The sequence below is a fragment of the Paraburkholderia sp. SUR17 genome, from assembly GCF_029536165.1.
GTDB classification, from domain to species: Bacteria; Pseudomonadota; Gammaproteobacteria; order Burkholderiales; family Burkholderiaceae; genus Paraburkholderia; species Paraburkholderia kururiensis.
In genome coordinates, this window is record NZ_CP120508.1 from 3,841,309 (window position 1) to 3,857,900 (window position 16,592).

Annotated in this window: 17 protein-coding genes; 5 read left to right on the forward strand and 12 right to left on the reverse strand. The window is 63.6% G+C overall.

The features are described 5' to 3' along the window. Positions 1–83 precede the first annotated feature (83 nt). The 3 genes from P2869_RS17180 to P2869_RS17190 form a co-directional block, all read right to left on the reverse strand. Positions 84–842, reverse strand: a complete 759-nt coding sequence (locus P2869_RS17180; RefSeq protein ID WP_017772262.1) for an ABC transporter ATP-binding protein — start codon at positions 840–842, stop codon at positions 84–86. After that, positions 839–1,618 carry an ABC transporter ATP-binding protein gene (locus P2869_RS17185; RefSeq protein WP_126878976.1) on the reverse strand — a complete coding sequence of 260 codons (780 nt, stop codon included), beginning with the start codon at positions 1,616–1,618 and terminating at the stop codon, positions 839–841. Before P2869_RS17185 ends, P2869_RS17180 begins: the two co-directional genes overlap by 4 nt. Before the next feature lie 241 nt (positions 1,619–1,859). Beyond that, on the reverse strand, positions 1,860–3,581 hold the full coding sequence (locus P2869_RS17190) for a choline dehydrogenase (protein WP_277597066.1): 1,722 nt from the start codon (positions 3,579–3,581) through the stop codon (positions 1,860–1,862). A 179-nt stretch (positions 3,582–3,760) separates the two neighbouring features. Here P2869_RS17190 and P2869_RS17195 point away from each other — a divergent pair, with 179 nt between their 5' ends. Then, positions 3,761–4,660, forward strand: coding sequence for a LysR family transcriptional regulator (locus tag P2869_RS17195; protein ID WP_277597067.1), 900 nt, complete (start codon positions 3,761–3,763; stop codon positions 4,658–4,660). Between the two features lie 52 nt (positions 4,661–4,712). On the opposite strand, the gene P2869_RS17200 is transcribed toward P2869_RS17195, so the two are convergent. Beyond that, positions 4,713–4,874 carry a hypothetical protein gene (locus tag P2869_RS17200; RefSeq protein ID WP_161978143.1) on the reverse strand — a complete coding sequence of 54 codons (162 nt, stop codon included), beginning with the start codon at positions 4,872–4,874 and terminating at the stop codon, positions 4,713–4,715. Here P2869_RS17200 and P2869_RS17205 point away from each other — a divergent pair. After that, positions 4,873–5,427 (forward strand): class IV adenylate cyclase, encoded by a 555-nt coding sequence (locus tag P2869_RS17205; protein WP_277597068.1) that lies wholly within the window; start codon positions 4,873–4,875, stop codon positions 5,425–5,427. The two genes, P2869_RS17200 and P2869_RS17205, sit on opposite strands and share 2 nt — an antisense overlap. 110 nt (positions 5,428–5,537) lie before the next feature. Here P2869_RS17205 and P2869_RS17210 read toward each other — a convergent pair whose 3' ends face one another. Further along, positions 5,538–6,029: an Lrp/AsnC family transcriptional regulator gene (locus P2869_RS17210; RefSeq protein WP_017772267.1), complete on the reverse strand. Its 492-nt coding sequence runs from the start codon at positions 6,027–6,029 to the stop codon at positions 5,538–5,540. A 182-nt stretch (positions 6,030–6,211) separates the two neighbouring features. Here P2869_RS17210 and P2869_RS17215 point away from each other — a divergent pair, with 182 nt between their 5' ends. After that, positions 6,212–6,517: a 4a-hydroxytetrahydrobiopterin dehydratase gene (locus P2869_RS17215; RefSeq protein ID WP_126878973.1), complete on the forward strand. Its 306-nt coding sequence runs from the start codon at positions 6,212–6,214 to the stop codon at positions 6,515–6,517. A gap of 83 nt (positions 6,518–6,600) precedes the next feature. Here the strand turns inward: P2869_RS17215 and P2869_RS17220 are convergent, their stop codons facing one another. Next, the gene (locus P2869_RS17220) at positions 6,601–6,831 is read right to left on the reverse strand and encodes a DUF3717 domain-containing protein (RefSeq protein ID WP_126878972.1); all 231 of its coding nucleotides are present in this window, start codon (positions 6,829–6,831) and stop codon (positions 6,601–6,603) included. A gap of 111 nt (positions 6,832–6,942) precedes the next feature. Here P2869_RS17220 and P2869_RS17225 point away from each other — a divergent pair, with 111 nt between their 5' ends. Beyond that, positions 6,943–7,629 (forward strand): response regulator transcription factor, encoded by a 687-nt coding sequence (locus P2869_RS17225; protein WP_017772270.1) that lies wholly within the window; start codon positions 6,943–6,945, stop codon positions 7,627–7,629. Between the two features lie 72 nt (positions 7,630–7,701). After that, entirely contained in the window at positions 7,702–9,213 is a 1,512-nt protein-coding gene (locus tag P2869_RS17230; protein ID WP_277597069.1) for a sensor histidine kinase, read from the forward strand. 17 nt (positions 9,214–9,230) lie between these two features. On the opposite strand, the gene P2869_RS17235 is transcribed toward P2869_RS17230, so the two are convergent. The 6 genes from P2869_RS17235 to P2869_RS17260 all read right to left on the reverse strand — a co-directional run bounded on the left by P2869_RS17235 (position 9,231) and on the right by P2869_RS17260 (position 15,880). Beyond that, positions 9,231–9,734 (reverse strand): SET domain-containing protein-lysine N-methyltransferase, encoded by a 504-nt coding sequence (locus P2869_RS17235; RefSeq protein WP_017772272.1) that lies wholly within the window; start codon positions 9,732–9,734, stop codon positions 9,231–9,233. A gap of 216 nt (positions 9,735–9,950) precedes the next feature. Next, positions 9,951–11,063: an NADH:flavin oxidoreductase/NADH oxidase gene (locus P2869_RS17240; RefSeq protein ID WP_277597070.1), complete on the reverse strand. Its 1,113-nt coding sequence runs from the start codon at positions 11,061–11,063 to the stop codon at positions 9,951–9,953. 150 nt (positions 11,064–11,213) lie between these two features. Further along, complete coding sequence (locus tag P2869_RS17245) at positions 11,214–11,945, reverse strand: glutamine amidotransferase (protein ID WP_277597071.1); 732 nt, start codon at positions 11,943–11,945, stop codon at positions 11,214–11,216. 173 nt (positions 11,946–12,118) lie between these two features. Then, positions 12,119–12,763 (reverse strand): MarR family winged helix-turn-helix transcriptional regulator, encoded by a 645-nt coding sequence (locus P2869_RS17250; protein WP_126878969.1) that lies wholly within the window; start codon positions 12,761–12,763, stop codon positions 12,119–12,121. 666 nt (positions 12,764–13,429) lie between these two features. Then, positions 13,430–14,545, reverse strand: a complete 1,116-nt coding sequence (locus tag P2869_RS17255; RefSeq protein WP_017772275.1) for a YbdK family carboxylate-amine ligase — start codon at positions 14,543–14,545, stop codon at positions 13,430–13,432. Between the two features lie 129 nt (positions 14,546–14,674). Then, entirely contained in the window at positions 14,675–15,880 is a 1,206-nt protein-coding gene (locus P2869_RS17260) for a cation:proton antiporter (RefSeq protein WP_277597072.1), read from the reverse strand. Positions 15,881–16,592: the final 712 nt, after the last annotated feature.

Consider the following 16,592-nt stretch of genomic DNA (forward strand, 5'->3'; position numbering starts at 1 on the left):
CCTTCATTCGTTGCGTTGTGGTTGTGCGAGGCAATCAGGCGGCGCGCCCGGCACGCGGGTGTCGCCGTGAAGCGGGTTTCGGTTCAGACGCCCAGCAGATCGTGCAGCACGGGCATCTTGCTTTCGAGTTCGGCAGCGCCGAAATGCTCGACGATGCGGCCGTGCTCCATCACGTAGAAGCGGTCCGCGAGCGGCGCCGCGAAACGGAAGTTCTGCTCGACCATCACGATGGTGTAACCGCGCGCCTTGAGCGCGACGATCATGCGTGCAAGCGTCTGCACGATGACTGGCGCCAAGCCCTCCGAGATCTCGTCGAGCAGCAGCAGATTCGCGCCCGTGCGCAGGATGCGCGCCACTGCGAGCATCTGTTGCTCGCCGCCGGAGAGACGCGTGCCCTGGCTCTGCCGACGCTCCTTGAGATTCGGAAACATCTGGTAGATCTCGTCGAGCGACATCGTGTGCGCATGCCGGCTCACGGGCGGCGGCAACAGCAGGTTCTCTTCGCACGAGAGGCTCGAAAAAATGCCGCGCTCTTCGGGGCAGTAGCCCACACCGCAATGCGCGATGCGATGCGTCGCCATGCCGATGGTTTCGCGGCCACCAATCTGGATGGAGCCCGTGCGGCGACCCGTGAGGCCCATGATGGCGCGCAGCGTGGTTGTGCGGCCCGCGCCGTTGCGGCCGAGCAGCGTCACCACTTCGCCGCGTCCCACGGTGAGGTCCACGCCGTGCAGGATGTGCGATTCGCCGTACCAGGCTTGCAGGCCCGCAATGGCGAGCGCGGGCGTGCTTTCGGCCGCGCCGCTCACTTCCGTGTTCTCGCGTTCGGTCACGGTGTTCATGCGTGTGCTCCCGCAAGTGCTGCGTCGGCGCTGCCCATGTAGGCCTGCATCACGAGCGGGTTTTTCGAGACCTCCGCGTACGCGCCCTCGGCGAGCACCTCGCCGCGTTGCAGGACCGTGATCGTGTCCGAGATGCCGGCAATCACATTCATGTTGTGTTCCACCATCAGAATCGTGCGGCCCGCCGATACTTTTTTGATCAGCGCGGTCACACGATCCACGTCCTCGTGTCCCATGCCTTGCGTGGGCTCGTCGAGCAACATGAGTTCAGGTTCCATCGCGAGCGTGGTGGCAATTTCGAGAGCGCGCTTGCGACCGTAGGCAAGTTCTACCGTGCGCACATCGGCGAAATCGGTCAGGCCGACCTGCGCGAGCAGATCCATCGCGCGGTCGTCGAGTTCGCGCAGCGTGCGTTCGCTGCGCCAGAAATGGAACGCGGTGCCGAGCGTGCGCTGCAACCCCACGCGCACGTTCTGCAATGCCGTCAAATGCGGAAATACCGCGGAAATCTGAAACGAACGGATGATGCCGCGCCGCGCGATCTGCGCGGGGCGTTCACGCGTGATGTCGATGCCGTTGAATACGATCTGCCCTGCGCTGGGTTCGAGAAATTTGGTGAGCAGGTTGAAGCACGTTGTTTTGCCCGCGCCGTTCGGGCCGATGAGTGCATGAATCGTGCCGCGACGCACGCGCAGGTTCACGCCGTTGACGGCCGTGAAGCCCTTGAATTCCTTCGTGAGTCCGCGCGTCTCCAGAATCGTGTCGCCGAGAATCATGTCCTCTTCCATGCGAATTAAGGCGAAGTCTTGTAGACACTTCGCGCACCGGATTGCGCGAACGCGTGATGACGACCGCACCCCCGTATCGGCCGTGGCGCAGTGCAGGGCTGCGGATGGCAGCGTGGGGCACCGTGCGGCATGGCGCCATTGTCTCGCCAATGATGCAGCGCAATCATAGGGATTTGCACTTAGGGCCTCGTGCGTATTTCACGCGCGTGAAATGCGCGCTGCCGCGTCGTCATGCAACGGACATCGGCACGCCTGCGCTCGTCTTTTCGTCCCGCCCCGCGAGTCGCGCGCGACGATCGGCGCGCAGCATGTCGCTCGCGCGCTCCGCGATCATGAGCGTGGGCGAATTGGTGTTGCCCGATGTGATGACGGGCATCACCGATGCATCCACCACACGCAGCCCTTCCACGCCGCGCACACGCAAGCGGCTGTCCACTACCGCGCCGGGATCGTCGGCGGTGCCCATGCGGCAGGTGCCTACCGGATGAAAGATCGTGGTGCCCACGTTGCCTGCGGCGTCCTGCAATTCTTCTTCGGTCTGATACGCGAGACCGGGCAGGACTTCGTGCGGACGATATGGAGCGAGCGCGGGCGCGGCCGCGATACGCCGCGTGAGTCGAAGCGCGTTGACCGCGACGTGACGGTCGTAGTCGGTGGAAAGATAATTGGGCGCGATGGCCGGTGCCACGGCGGCATCGGGCGAGGCGATATGAATGCTGCCGCGCGAAGTGGGCCGCAAATGGCACACCGACGCCGTGAACGCGTTGAAGCGATGCAGCGGTTCACCGAAACGATCGAGCGAGAGAGGCTGCACGTGATATTCGAGATCGGGCCGTGTGAGCGACCCGTCGGATGGATCCGACTTCGCGAACGCACCGAGTTGTGACGGAGACATCGACATGGGGCCGCTCTGGAACAGCGCGTACTGCATGCCGATCATCAGCTTGCCCCACCAGTGAGCGGAGGCCGTGTTGAGCGTGCGCACGTGCTGCACGCGAAACGCCATACGCAACTGGAGATGGTCCTGAAGGTTCTCGCCCACACCGCGCACATCGTGCACGACGTCGATACCCAGCTCTTGCAGCCGCGCACCGTTACCCACGCCCGACAGTTCGAGCAACTGCGGCGAATTCACAGCACCTGCACTTAGCACCACTTCGCAACGCGCCTTTGCTATGTAGCTCACGCCATCGCCGCGATATTCCACGCCGACGCAGCGCTTGCCCTCGAACACCACACGCTCGGTGAGCGCACCTGTGATGATGGTGAGATTGGGCCGCTTCATCGCGGGACGCAGAAACGCCTTCGATGCATTCCAGCGAATGCCGCGCTTCTGGTTCACCTCGAAGTAGCCGACGCCGCTGTTGTCGCCGCGATTGAAGTCGTCGGTGGCGGGAATGCCGGTTTGCTGCGCGGCGTCGGCGAACGCTTCGAGAATCTTCCACTTGAGGCGCTGCCGTTCGACGCGCCATTCGCCGCCTTCGCCGTGCCACGTATTCGCGCCGCCGTGATGGTCCTCGCTGCGGCGAAACACCGGCAGCACAGCATCCCACGACCATGACGCGTCGTTCGTGATGCGCGCCCACTCGTCGTAGTCTTCGCGCTGACCGCGCATGTAGATCATGCCGTTGATCGACGAGCTTCCACCCAGCACGCGACCACGCGGATACGAAAGCGACCGGCCATTGAGACCCGCTTCGGCCTGCGTCTTGTAGAGCCAGTCCGTGCGCGGATTGCCGATGCAGTAGAGGTAGCCCACCGGCACGTGAATCCAGTGGTAGTCGTCTTTACCGCCGGCTTCGAGCAGCAGCACGGAAACGTCGGGGTCTTCCGTAAGCCGGTTGGCGAGCACGCAGCCTGCGGTGCCCGCGCCCACGATCACGTAGTCGAATTCGCCTTCGAGCCGGCGCGGCTCGCCGCGGCCTGCTGCCGTCGCTTTGGTCTGATCCATCGTGTGTTGTCTCCTCCGTTGCGCTGCATTTTGCTGCGGCGCACCTTCGTAATCGGCATGGCGCGGGTATCTGTCTCACCTTCGCATCGCCAACGGTTCGCCAAGCGTAGCGGCGAAACCGCGGGGCAATCCAATGAGTTATGCTCAACTGCCATATAAGGCGCACTCATATCAGGAATATGGACCTGACCTTGCTCCGGGCTTTTGTCACCGTGGCGCGCGAGGGCAACCTCACGCGTGCCGCCGTGCATCTGCACCTCACCCAGCCCGCCGTGAGCCTGCAGATCAAGAACCTTCAGGAGACGCTCGGCGTGTCGCTCTTCACGCGGACGTCGCACGGGCTCGCACTCACGCGCGACGGCCAGGCGCTGCTGCCGCACGCGGAGCGCGCGCTCGCCGCGGCCGGCGACGTGCAGCGCGCGGCCGCCACGCTGCGCCACGAAGTGCGCGGGAGGCTGCGCATCGGCACGATCCTGGACCCGGAATTCCTGCGGCTCGGCGGCTTCCTGAAACCGCTCGTGGAAACATGGCCGCAGATCGAAACCGCGCTGCGGCACGGCATGTCGGGCTGGGTGCTGGAGCAGGTGCGCTCGCGCGAACTCGACGTCGGCTATTACATCGGACTGCCGGCCGAGGACGAGCCGCGCGACGGCAGCGCGTTTCATGCCGTCACGCTCACGCACTTTCAATATCGGGTGCTCGCGCCCGCAGGCTGGAAAGACCGCGTGCGCGGTATCCACGACTGGCGTGGCCTCGCCGCGTTGCCGTGGATCTGGACGCCGCCCGCGTCGGCGCATAACCGGCTGCTCACGCGCTGCTTCGCCGAAGCCGGCGTCACGCCGGTGAAGGTGGCCGAAGTGGACCAGGAGCCCTCCATGCTCGACCTCGTGAAATCGGGCGTTGGCCTCTCGCTCGCGCGCGACGCCACGGCACTCGCCGAGGCGCACGCACACGCGCTGACCATCGTGGAAGGCATCACCGTGCCCACGCAGCTCACCTTCATCACGCTTGCGGCACGTGCAGAGGAGCCCGCCATCGCGGCCGCGCTCAAGCTGATCGAGGCGCAATGGGCGATATGAGCGCCACTCATGACGTACGACGACGTGACGAACTTGCGCCGTAACGCCACGGTCACACGGTTTTTGCTAGATTCGGATTTCGCGTTTCCGTCCCTGGCTTGAATCGATGGCTTGCATCGCGCCAGGGTGGCTGTTTCTTTCCGGCGGCGCCGCGTTGCCTTTGCACGGCCAGCGGCGCCGTTGCTGTTTCATCGACAGACAGGAGCTTCAGCATGGCACGCAACATCGAGATCAAAGCCCGCGCCCGTGACTTCGAACAGTTGCGCGAGCGCGCTACGCAGTTGACGCCCGAAGCACCGCTCATCTTCCGTCAGCAGGACTTCTTCTACGACGTGCCGCGCGGCCGTCTCAAGCTGCGCCAGTTCGACGACGGCACGCCCGCCGAGTTGATCTTCTATCAGCGCGACGATCGCGACGGCCCCAAGGCGTCGTACTACACGCGCAGCCCCGTCACCAATCCCGAGGCCATGCACGCGCTGCTCGCAACGGCACTCACGACGCGTGGCATCGTCACGAAGGAGCGCCACGTCTACCTGGTGGGACGCACGCGCATTCATCTCGATCGCGTGGACGGACTGGGCGATTTCGTGGAACTGGAAGTGGTGCTGGGACCGGACGACGACGAGGAAGGCGGCGAAGCGGAGGCGCACGCGGTATTCGCGAAGCTCGGCGTGCCGGAAGCGGATCTCGTGGCCGTGGCTTACGTGGATCTGCTCAATGCGGCCGACGACAAACCTGAGTTGGGCGAGCCGCTCATCGTCGCCTGATGCTGATGCGCGGCACGTGGCACAGCAAAACGCGATGACGCTCGCACCGGCGCGATCCTGATCTTTGATTCCCGATCCCGGATGGGTCGCGCCGTTCGCGCTTCATGCGCTCAAGCCGCGGAAAGTCCCGGCCCCAGGTGCGCGAGCGGCAGCGGGCCATTGCGCTTGAACGTAGCAAGCACGATGTTCGAGCGCACGCTGTCCACGCCCGGCACGCGCATGAGTTTCTTCATGACGAACGAGGAGAGCGCATTGAGGTCGGGCGCCACGATCCGCAGCAGATAGTCGGCCTCGCCCACTACCGCGTGGCATTCCAGCACTTCGGGCAGCATGTCGATCTGCTGCTGAAACTGCTCGATGATCGAATCGCCGTGGTGCTTGAGCTTGAGGCTCGTGAACGCCGTCACGCCCAGGCCAAGCTTTTCGGGCCGCAGCACGACGCGATAACCATCGATCACACCCACCGCCTCGAGCCGCTGCAACCGCCGCCCGATCTGCGACGGCGACAGCGGAATCTGCTCGCCGAGTTGCTGATGGGTGGCGCGTCCATAGCGTTGCAAGACCTCGAGAAGCGCGAGATCGAAGTGATCCAGTTCAAGCATGAACGTTCTCCGCGTTTCGTGACTGCTTTTCGCATGAGTATTGCATAAAGCAGCAAGACGTCGCAGAGCAGTGCACCGGCAGCGGAACGCAGACGGAAGGCGGTCCGGCGACATGCGGGCATCCGTGGAAAAATAGCCGGACGCTCAGCTTCTCTCACGACCCACCCACGAGAGGTGACACGATGATCCACAAGCTCACTTCCGAGGAACGCGCCAGCCAGTTCCCGCAGCTCGACGGCTGGCAGGCCATGGCCGGCCGCGACGCCATCCAGCGGAAATTGCGCTTCGCCGACTTCAACGAGGCCTTTGGCTTCATGACGCGCGTCGCCATCAAAGCCCAGGAGATGGACCATCACCCCGAATGGTTCAACGTCTACAACCGGGTCGAGATCACGTTATCCACGCACGAGGCGAGCGGTATCACCGAGCGCGACATCCTCATGGCGAAGTTCATCGATTCGATCGCGAAAGGCGCGCAGCCCGATTGAGCGAGGCGACCGCGGGAAACGCAAATGGAGGCCAAAAAACGCCGCGGGTGAAAGGATATTGCAGGACAACCGCCATTGGGCCTTCAGTTCGTGCGCCCAATATTAAGGCGAACGTAAGTTTCCCAGGCTTCGCGTGCCAAAGGCTCCAGCGCATCCAGCGATACGGCGTTCCGACGCTGTACAATCAGCAGCGCATACGGCTTGGAGAGCGCGCTTGCCTCCTTGCACAAGGTAAGCTCGTCGCCAAAGGAAGGCGAACGGCTGCGCCAGAAGTTGATCGCGGCTTCCAGTTCGTTGATCGTAATTTCGGACATGTCTCTCGTGATCATCCGGGCACCGCACGCTACCCAGCGTGCTTCCTGTGCATCCGCGCGCCGGCGAACCGCGTGCCTGACAAGCTAACCCATTGTAATTGAGCGAATCCCATGCGACTCCTTCTCATCGAAGACGACCGCCCTATCGCACGCGGCATCCAGAGTAGCCTCGAACAAGCCGGCTTCACGGTCGACATGGTCCACGATGGCATCTTCGCCGAACAGGCGCTCACACAGAACCGCCACGAACTCGTGATTCTCGATCTGGGCCTGCCCGGCATCGACGGCATGACGCTGCTCTCGCGCTTCCGTCAGAGCAATCGCCACACGCCCGTGATCGTGCTCACGGCGCGCGACGAATTGAACGACCGCGTTCAGGGCCTGAATTCCGGCGCCGACGACTACATGCTGAAGCCCTTCGAGCCCGCCGAACTCGAAGCGCGCATTCGTGCCGTCATGCGCCGCAGCGGTCCGCACGGCGACGTGCCGCGCCCCGAAGTGTCGCTGGGCGGCGTGCGTCTGTCGGGCGTGGATCGTCGCATCTTCAACGACGACAAGCCGCTCGAACTCTCGCCGCGCGAATTCGCCGTGCTCGAAATGCTGTTGCTGCGCCACGGCCGCGTGGTCAGCAAGGCCCAGTTGCAGGATCACCTCACGCATTTCGGCGGCGACCTCGGCGACACCGCGATCGAGGTCTACGTGCACCGCGTGCGCAAGAAGCTCGAAAACTGCCGCGTCGAAATCGTGACCGTGCGCGGCTTCGGCTATCTCCTCCAGGAGATTCGCCAGGCTTCGTAACGAAGCCGTATATGCCGTGCGAACCGGCTGACCGGTTCGCACGGCACGTCCTATTTTTCGGCAGGTCCGATCATGCCCCACCCGGCCGCGAACAGTCTGAGGCGCACGCTGCTGCGCCGTCTCGCTGCGCCGCTCTCGCTGCTTGCGCTCATGAGCGGACTCATCGCGTACTGGCTCGCGTGGCAATACACGCAGCACGTCGTGGACCGCTCGCTCGCCGATCTGGCGACTGCCATTTCCAGACAGATCCAGATTGCGGGCCGCGACGCGCCCATTACCGTTCCACCGCTCGCGCAGGCGATGTTCTCTGACCCGGTGGAACATCTCGTGTACCGCATCAGCGACGGCACCAGGGAAATCGCCGGCGATCCGTCGCTGCCGCTGCGGGGCACGAACATTACGCGCATGCACTTCGCGTACGTCTTCGAGACGCAGCACAACGGCATTGGCGTACGCGTCGCGCAGGTGCGGGTTGAACAGCCGCACGGCAATCCGATCGTCGTGGAAGTGGGTCAGCCGGTGCGTCACCGCTTTCGTATTGCCGCCGAGTTTCTCGTGGCGATCATGATGCCGCTGTTGCTGTTGCTGTTCGCGGGCTGGGCCATCGTCTGGCGCGTGGTGAACCAGCAGCTCAATCCGCTCACGGATCTGGCCGATTCGCTGAACCGGCAAACGCATACGTCGCTCGAGCCCGTCGACGAAACCTACGTACCCCTTGAGATCCGCCCGCTCACAGGCGCGCTCAACGCGCTGCTCGGCCGACTCAAAACCGCTCTCGACGCACAGCGCAAGTTCATTGCCGACGCCGCCCATCAATTGCGCACGCCGCTCACGGCCGTGAAGCTGCATGCGGAGCAGGCCGTTGTCTCACGCGACCCGCAACAGGTGCAGGCGGCGGTGCGCGAGCTGCGCGCAGCAGCGGACCGCGCTGTGCGCCTCTCCAACCAGTTGCTTTCGCTTGCGCGCGCCGAGCCCGGCGAGCAGGCCGCGCGCTTCGTCAATATCGATTTCGCTGCGCTCGCGTTCGAAACCGGCGCCGAGTGGGTGCCGCGCGCTCTCGCCGTGCAGGTGGACCTCGGTTTCCAGCGACTCGACGACCCGGCGAACGATCATCCGCTACTCGTACGCGGCAACCCTGTGCTGTTGCACGAGGTGGTGGCGAACCTGCTCGACAACGCGTTGAAGTACGCACCGCCCGCGCGTCTGGATGGCGGACGCATCACCGTGACGGTGACGCAGCTGCAGACCGACGGCGTGGCGATGGCCGAAATCGCCGTGGAAGACAATGGACCGGGCGTACCGAAAACCCAACAGGCCGACCTGTTCAAGCGTTTCTTCCGCGGCGACGGTCAGAGCGACTCCGGCGTGGATGGCGGCGCGGGCCTCGGCCTCGCGATCGTCCACGACATCATGAAGTTGCACCGGGGCACCGTGCACTACGAGGACGCGCCGGAAGGCGGCGCACGCTTCGTCGTTCGTGTGCCGCTGGCGCCGCAAGCGCCCGCTACGGAAAGCACGCGCGCCACGAGCGACCACAGTGCCGAGGCAAAAAAATCGGCGCACCAGGCGCCGATCGACATGTAATTCCAGGGGCTGCTGCCTTACTTCTTTTTCTTCTTTGCAGACTTGCCCTCGCCCTTGCCGCCCTTCTTCGTCTTCTCGGGCGGCGCGAGCATCGTGCCGCGACACTTGCGGGCGCCGCACCGGCATTCGTACTCGCGCTGAAGCTTCTTCGTCTGACGCGCGTCGATCACAAGGCCATAGTCGTAGAACAGCTCTTCGCCCGCGGCGATGTCGCGCAGTGCCTCGATGTAGACGTGACCGTCGATCTCTTCGGCCTCGCAGTTAGGCGCGCACGAATGGTTGATCCAGCGCGCGCTGTTGCCGTTCACCTTGCCGTCGATCACGTCGCCGCTTTCCAGCGCGAAATAGAACGTGTGATTCGGTTCTGCCGGATTGTGCGGATGACGCCGCAGGGCTTCCTTCCACGAGATCCGTTCGCCCTTGTATTCGATCAGGCGCTCGCCGGCTGCAATCGGTTCGAGGGCGAACACCCCTTTGCCGTGCACACCCGACTGGCGCACGGCGAACCTGCGTGAACTCATTGAATGAATCCTTGTGAAGAACGGGAAGTGAACATTCCGGCGGCAAACCTCGCGTTAGCCGCTGCCGGCGCGCGATATGCCGCGGCATTTCTCAGGCGCGAATAGCAAACGCGGCGCCCCCGAGGCGCCGCGTCATCCGCTGTAGCGCACATCGCGCCACAAACGGCATCGTACACGCTTGATACGGATTCGTTCAACCTGCCAAATAGCGGGCGGCTAACGCTGGCCGAACGAGATGTCGCCGAACAGTGCCTTCTGCTCGCGCGGCTGCGAACGCCAATATTGCGGCGGCGCCTGCACGGTGGCGCCCAATTGTGCCGCCGCGTGCCACGGCCAGCGCGGATCGTAGAGCATGGCGCGCGCCATGGCGACGAGATCCGCGTCGCCTTCTTCGATGAGCCGACTGGCGTGCTGCGCATCGGTAATCAGCCCGACGGCAATGGTCGTGAGGCCCGTTGCCTTCTTGACCTCACGCGCAAACGGCACCTGGTAGCCGGGTTCGAGCGGAATCTTCTGCAGCGGCGAGACGCCGCCCGAGGAGACATCGATCCAGTCGGCGCCGCGTCGCTTCAACTCGTGGGCAAAGGCGATCGTGTCTTCCAGCGACCAGCCACCGTCCACCCAGTCGGTTGCGGACACGCGCACGCCAACCGGTCTGTCGGCCGGAAACTGCGCGCGCACGATGTCGAAGATCTCGAGCGGGAAGCGCATGCGGTTTTCGCGCGAGCCGCCGTATTCGTCGGTGCGCTGGTTGGCGAGCGGCGAGAGGAACTGGTGCAGCAGATAACCGTGAGCGGCGTGCACTTCGATGGCGTCGATACCGAGTCGGGCCGCACGCCGCGTAGCCGCCGCGAATGCCTCGCGCACGCGCGCAAGGCCTGCGGCATCGAGCGCGAGCGGCGGCGCTTCTCCGTCCTTGTGCGGAATCGGCGAGGGCGCGTGAGGCTGCCAGCCGCCTTCAGCCACCGGAATCAGCTGGCCGCCTTCCCACGGCACGTGACTCGACGCCTTTCGCCCCGCGTGCGACAGCTGCATCGCGACGCGAATGGGCGAATGCTTGCGGATGGCCGCGAGCACCGGCTTGAGGGCCGCTTCGGTGGCGTCGTCCCACAAGCCCAGATCGGCGGGCGTGATGCGTCCGTCGGGTTCGACTGCGGTCGCTTCGATGCAGAGCATGCCGGCGCCAGAGAGCGCCAGTTGCCCGAGATGGATCATGTGCCAGGCGGTTGCTTCGCCACGTTCCGCGGAGTATTGGCACATCGGCGAAACGACGATGCGATTCGGAAGCGTCACGCCACGCAGCGTGATGGGGGTGAACAGCGCGCTCATGGACTCTCTCGTCAGACGATGACAGGAGCGGTCGAGAATAGCATGCGGGTTTTATCGGTGCAGGCAGGCTGCACGCGGCGCGCAGCGGCCGAAAGAAGGTGAACGCGTTGCCTTTCTTGCCGACGTCTGCTCACGCCCCGCGGCTTCGCTTCAACCCTTTACTTTGGCACTCATCGTGGCATCCACCTGGTCGAGCCACTCGCCGAACATCTGATGCGCAGCCGCTTCGAGCCGCGGACCGAAGCGCGCGGTGTCGGCACGCAACTGATTGACGTCGATGCCATGTGACGCGAGTTCGCCAGCATACCCGACGAGCCAAGGCTCGAACCGGTCCGTGCGAATTTCGGGGTGGCATTGGAGACCGAGCACGTGGTCGCCCCACACGAACGCCTGATTCTCACAGACCGGCGTGGAGGCAAGCCGCGTGGCGCCTTGCGGCAGGTCGAACGTGTCGCCGTGCCAGTGCAGCATCGAGGTATGGGCGCCGTCGAGATGACGAAGCGGCGAGGCGCGGCCCGCGTCGGTGAGCGTGAGCGGCGTCCAGCCGAGTTCGGTGTGGCCTGCCGGATAGACCCGCGCGCCGAGCACCCGCGCAATCAACTGCGCGCCCAGACAGATGCCGAGCGTCGGCAGTCCAGCAGCAATGCGCTTTTCGACCATCGCGGCAAGCGGCGCGAGCGTGGGGTAGTGCGCGTCGTCGCAGGCGTTGATCGGACCGCCCAGTATCACCATCAACGACGACGTGACGGGATTCGGCGCCTCGATGCGCGCAAAGCCCACGTCGAGATAGCGTACGAGACGCCCGCGGTCCCCGAGCACGAGTTCGAGACTGCCCAGATCCTCGAAGTACACATGGCGTACGGCCAACACTTCGCGATTCATCGCCGCTTCCCCGCTTCACGTTCACGCTTCACACAGGCCACGCGGAATACCGCAGACCTCGAATGGGCAAAAACACGCGCAAAGCGCGGCGCACCTGGCAGGGACGGCGGTTCACGTCCCCGGGCAACAGCGAAAGCGCCGCAGGCGGGCCGTTCCGTTTCCGGCAGGGCGCTTCAGCCCTGCTGCGCGAAGATCTTCCAGATCTTCTTCTGCGTACCGGCGTCGGCCTCATCGTACGCGCCGCAGTCCAGCCGCAGGTCCGTGTCGACAAGCGCGAGGTTGAGCGCGCCGCAGCGATGCGGTGCCTTCTTCGGATTCCTGCTTGCTTCGAGGTGCTCGCACGTCAGGCACATGCGGTGTGCCGGAATGTGCGCCTGCACTTCGAGCTGGCGGATGGTCTTGAGCAGCGTGCGATAGAACGTGATCTGCTCGTCGTCGCGCAGCGTACTCACTGCCTTCGCGAGAAAATCCGGCCATTGCGCCGCACGTTTGGCCGCCGTGCGGCCACGCGTGGTGAGGCGCACCGCCAGCGCGCGGCCGTCGTCCAGCGCACGGCGCTTTTCGACCAGCCCCTTGTTTTCGAGCGTGCTCACCGCGTCGCTCGTCGTGGCGGCGGTGAGCGCGGTTTCGCGCGCAATCTCGCCGAGCCGCATCGGCCCCTTGCGCTGCATCAGCAAAACGAGAATCTCGCCTTGCGTGGGGGTCAACCCCGCTCCTTCTGCCCATTCCCATGCCTGACTCCGCATGGCCGTACTCAGCCGCAACAGGCTGTGGGTCACACGCCCGGTCGGCAGTTCTCCGTAAACGCCTTCGCTCATAGTCTTTCGCTGGTTATTGACAGCTCGCGCTGTATCGTCGGCCGCCAGTTGCGCCGGCAACCTGTGGGGAAGGACGGCTTCATCGGGATACTGTCCCGTCTTCCCGTCCCGGAAACGCCATTTCAAAAATGTCCCGCTCCGTTGCACTGTCGCCGGGTAACAAGGCGCCGCGCCCGGGGCCGCGCGAGCCATCTGCTTACGCGTGTGGGGCTTGCCGCAATCATTCACGCTGCGGCAAAGCGACATTCTATGCGAGAGCGCCCAATCGCACAGCTAAGTTATCCCGACGAGGCTGTGGATAATGCGTTGAAAACGGCCGGGATTGCGTGTGCGCGGTTTCTTGATAAAGCGCGCGACCGATTGGCACGCCTCAAAGTTATCCCTCTTTTGCGTCGCTCGCGCAGTCGCAATCCATGCGCTTGCCAATTGCGCAGGTGTCTGACTTTTCGGCGAATTATTCGGTTATCCACAGGCAGGCGCAATGCTTGTTAACTACTACGATGTTTGTATACGTAAACATTTGAAATCATAAGAAGCCACGACGGACGAAAATTTTTTTGATGTCACGGTATGACGTCTGCGTGACATAGCTCACGCTTACGCTGCCTTGCATCTATTTTCGAATTTTTCGCCCCGCGTGGTCTGTCTCTTCACCCCAGCGCGACCTTATTCGCGCCAGCGCAGGCACTGCTGGCGAACCGCTTCGTGCAGCGACTTCTCCTGGGCGACGACGCCGCGCAGCCAGGTGGCATCGTTGACCTGACTACGCGCGATCATCCCGATCTCGGCAAGCGCGTGGCCTGAGCCGAGCGCGTCGGCATGGGGCGCAATGCGCTCGAGCGTATCGATGATGTCTTCCGAAATCGTGCGGCGCTCGCCTGTCTGCGGATTGATGCAACTGCCCGCCAGTCCGAAGCGGCAGGCCTCGAAACGGTTGAACGTGTAGACGAGGTAATCGTCTTCCTTCGGCGTGATGGGCTTGTCGAGCAGCAGATGGCGCGCGAGCGTCTGGATGTAGCACGCGATCGCCGCGGCCCGGTCCACCGAAAGCGGCGTATCCATGACGCGAACTTCGATCGTGCCGAAGCCGGGCTTCGGCCGGATGTCCCAGTAGAAATCTTTCATGCTGTTGACCACGCCCGTGTGGACCATCTTCGAAAAATATTCTTCGAAGCTGTCCCACGTCAGCACGAACGGCGCGCGGCCCGACAGTGGAAACGCGAACACGGAGTTGAGCCGGGCCGAATGGAAGCCGGTGTCCACGCCCTGCACGTAAGGCGACGAGGCCGACAGCGCGATGAAGTGCGGAATGAAGCGCGACATGGAATGCAGCAGGAACAGCGCGCTGTCCGCGTTCGGGCAGCCGATATGCACGTGCTGGCCAAACACCGTGAACTGCTTGGCGAGGTAGCCGTAAAGCTCCGAGAGGTACTGAAAGCGCGGGGAATCGACGATGCGCCGCTCGCTCCATTGCTGGAACGCGTGTGTACCGCCACCGCACAGGCCCACGTTGAGCCGGTCGGCCGCGGCCACGAGCGTGTCGCGGATCTCGCGCAGATCGCCGAGCGCCTGTTCGTGCGACGTGCAGATGCCCGTGGAGAGCTCGATCATGCTCTCGGTAATTTCGGGCGTGATGTTGCCCGGAATCTTCTGGTCCTTGATGAGCCGCAGCAGGTCGGTGCCGGCTTTGGTCAGATCATAGTCATGGGTGTTGACGATCTGCATCTCGAGTTCGATGCCGAACGTGAACGGCTTCGAATCGACAAAAGTTTCAAGTGACATGGCATTTCCGCTTCAACCGCGCATGTCCGACCGGCACTCATCCGCACCAACCGGCACGCCTGCGCGGCGTTGGGTTTCGACAGGTGATGCTGACGGCCACGCCCGTACTGCGGCGTGACCACGGAAAACCTACTCTTCGCGCCGTTCCCCGACTTGCGCGAGGCTGCGGTACACAAGCCACGGTCCGACAATCTGGAACACGACGATTGCGCACATGACCACGGCGCGCAGCTGCGGGTCGAACGTCGGATAGAGCTCGTAGGTGTCGTCCACGAGCAGCCAGGCGAGCGCCGACATCGGCGAAAGCGACAACCCGAGCGCGACGCCCTGCTTCCAGTGCAATCCGCTCGGCTTCGCGAAGATAAGCACGCCAACCAGCTTCGCGACGAGACGCGCCACGATCAGCCCGGCCGCGGCAAGTCCGCCAATTGCGATGTCTCGCCACTCGAACGTGGTGAGCGTGAGCACGAACAGGATCACGGTGAGCAGCCACCCCGCCGTGCCGAAGTGCTGCGGCCACAGTTGCGGACGAGGCTCCAGATTTTTCACGATGATGCCGGCGGCAAGCAGGCTCAGGATCGTGGAGAGCTTGAGCAGATGCGCGATGGCCACCGCCAGCACCACGAGACCGAACAGCGCGACGAACGAATGCTCGTCCTGCGCGCTCAGCTTGCGATAAAAAAGTGTGCAGGCCTTCGCCAGCAGGAACGCCACCAACAGCGAACCCACGAGCAGATAAAGCGGCTGCAGGATGGTGGCGAACACGTTGCCGTAAATTTCCTGGTGCAGCCAGCTGGAGGCGAGTTTTTCGACGACCACCGCGTACATGCTGTTGAGCGCCGTGAGCGTCATGAGCCGCTGCGTGACCTGACCTTCGGCGCCGAGTTCGGTCTTCAGCTGGATCACCATGGCCGGCGACGTTGCCATCGCGATGGCGGAAATCACCATCGCCACCATGACCGGCACCTTCAGGAACAGCAAAACGGTCAGCACGAGCACGAAGGTCAGCGTGGATTCAGCGATGCTCGAGAGAATCAGCGACGGGTTGCGGCGAATCCATCGCAAGTCGAGCCGGCTGCCGAGTTCGAACAGCAGCAGCCCGAGCGCGACATCGAGCAGCGGCCGCGCGGCGCTGGCGGAATCGGCGTCGATCACGCCAAAGCCCGCCGAACCGGCAATCAGACCGATTACGGCATAACCCGAAACGCGCGGCAAACGCCACGCGCGGTAGCAAAGCTCGCCGCACAAACCCGCAACGAGCAGCGCGAGACCGGCCCAGAAGATCGCATCCGGGGCAATGGGCCAGGCGGGAAAAAACGAAAACGCCGACTTCATCGTATTGGTTTCTCCTTTTTTTGCAGGACGGCGCGTGCGCACGCGAGAACACGGTCCCGGCAAAGCGCACTTTCGATGCCAGGGTGGACGCTGCCCGTTTGCTGGCGGCCGCGCCGCCAGCCGCCATACTCGCCGCGCATACACGATGCGGCGCCAGTCGTCCTCTAGCGGATCGAGACGGAAAACAGGAAACACCCAGCCGGGCGGAGGGACGCCCGGACCGGCGTATTTGCAGACGCGTTGCCGTAGCGACGAGTTTGCGATCGATGAATGAACGTTGCCCGATGCCCTACGCACTCAGATTCCGGGCGACCGGCAACCGTTCCTTGGATGCGCCCGCTGCCTGAGCATGGGCGCCTGGAGAACGGCGATTGTGCCACAGCTTTTTTGCACTCGACGCCATCTGCGACGAACTTGCACTCAAAACGGTAAATACGTAATTGATCTGCGGATAGTCGCTGTCAATCAAGCAAAAAAGACCGACCAGGCTCGTTTCATGGATGAGTGTTGGAGGTGCGCGCAAACCCGAGCGACGGTGCACAGAAGGGCCCCCTCGCTGCTTTCGTGTTTCCAGACAGGTCCGGGCTAGCCCTTGGTTTACAGGTTTATCTGTATGTATACGTAGTAGAAGTTAACAAAGCGCCCACTTTTCTGTGGATAACCCCGGTTTACCGTGAGGGATCAGCGACTTGCCGCTCGCACAACCGGATGT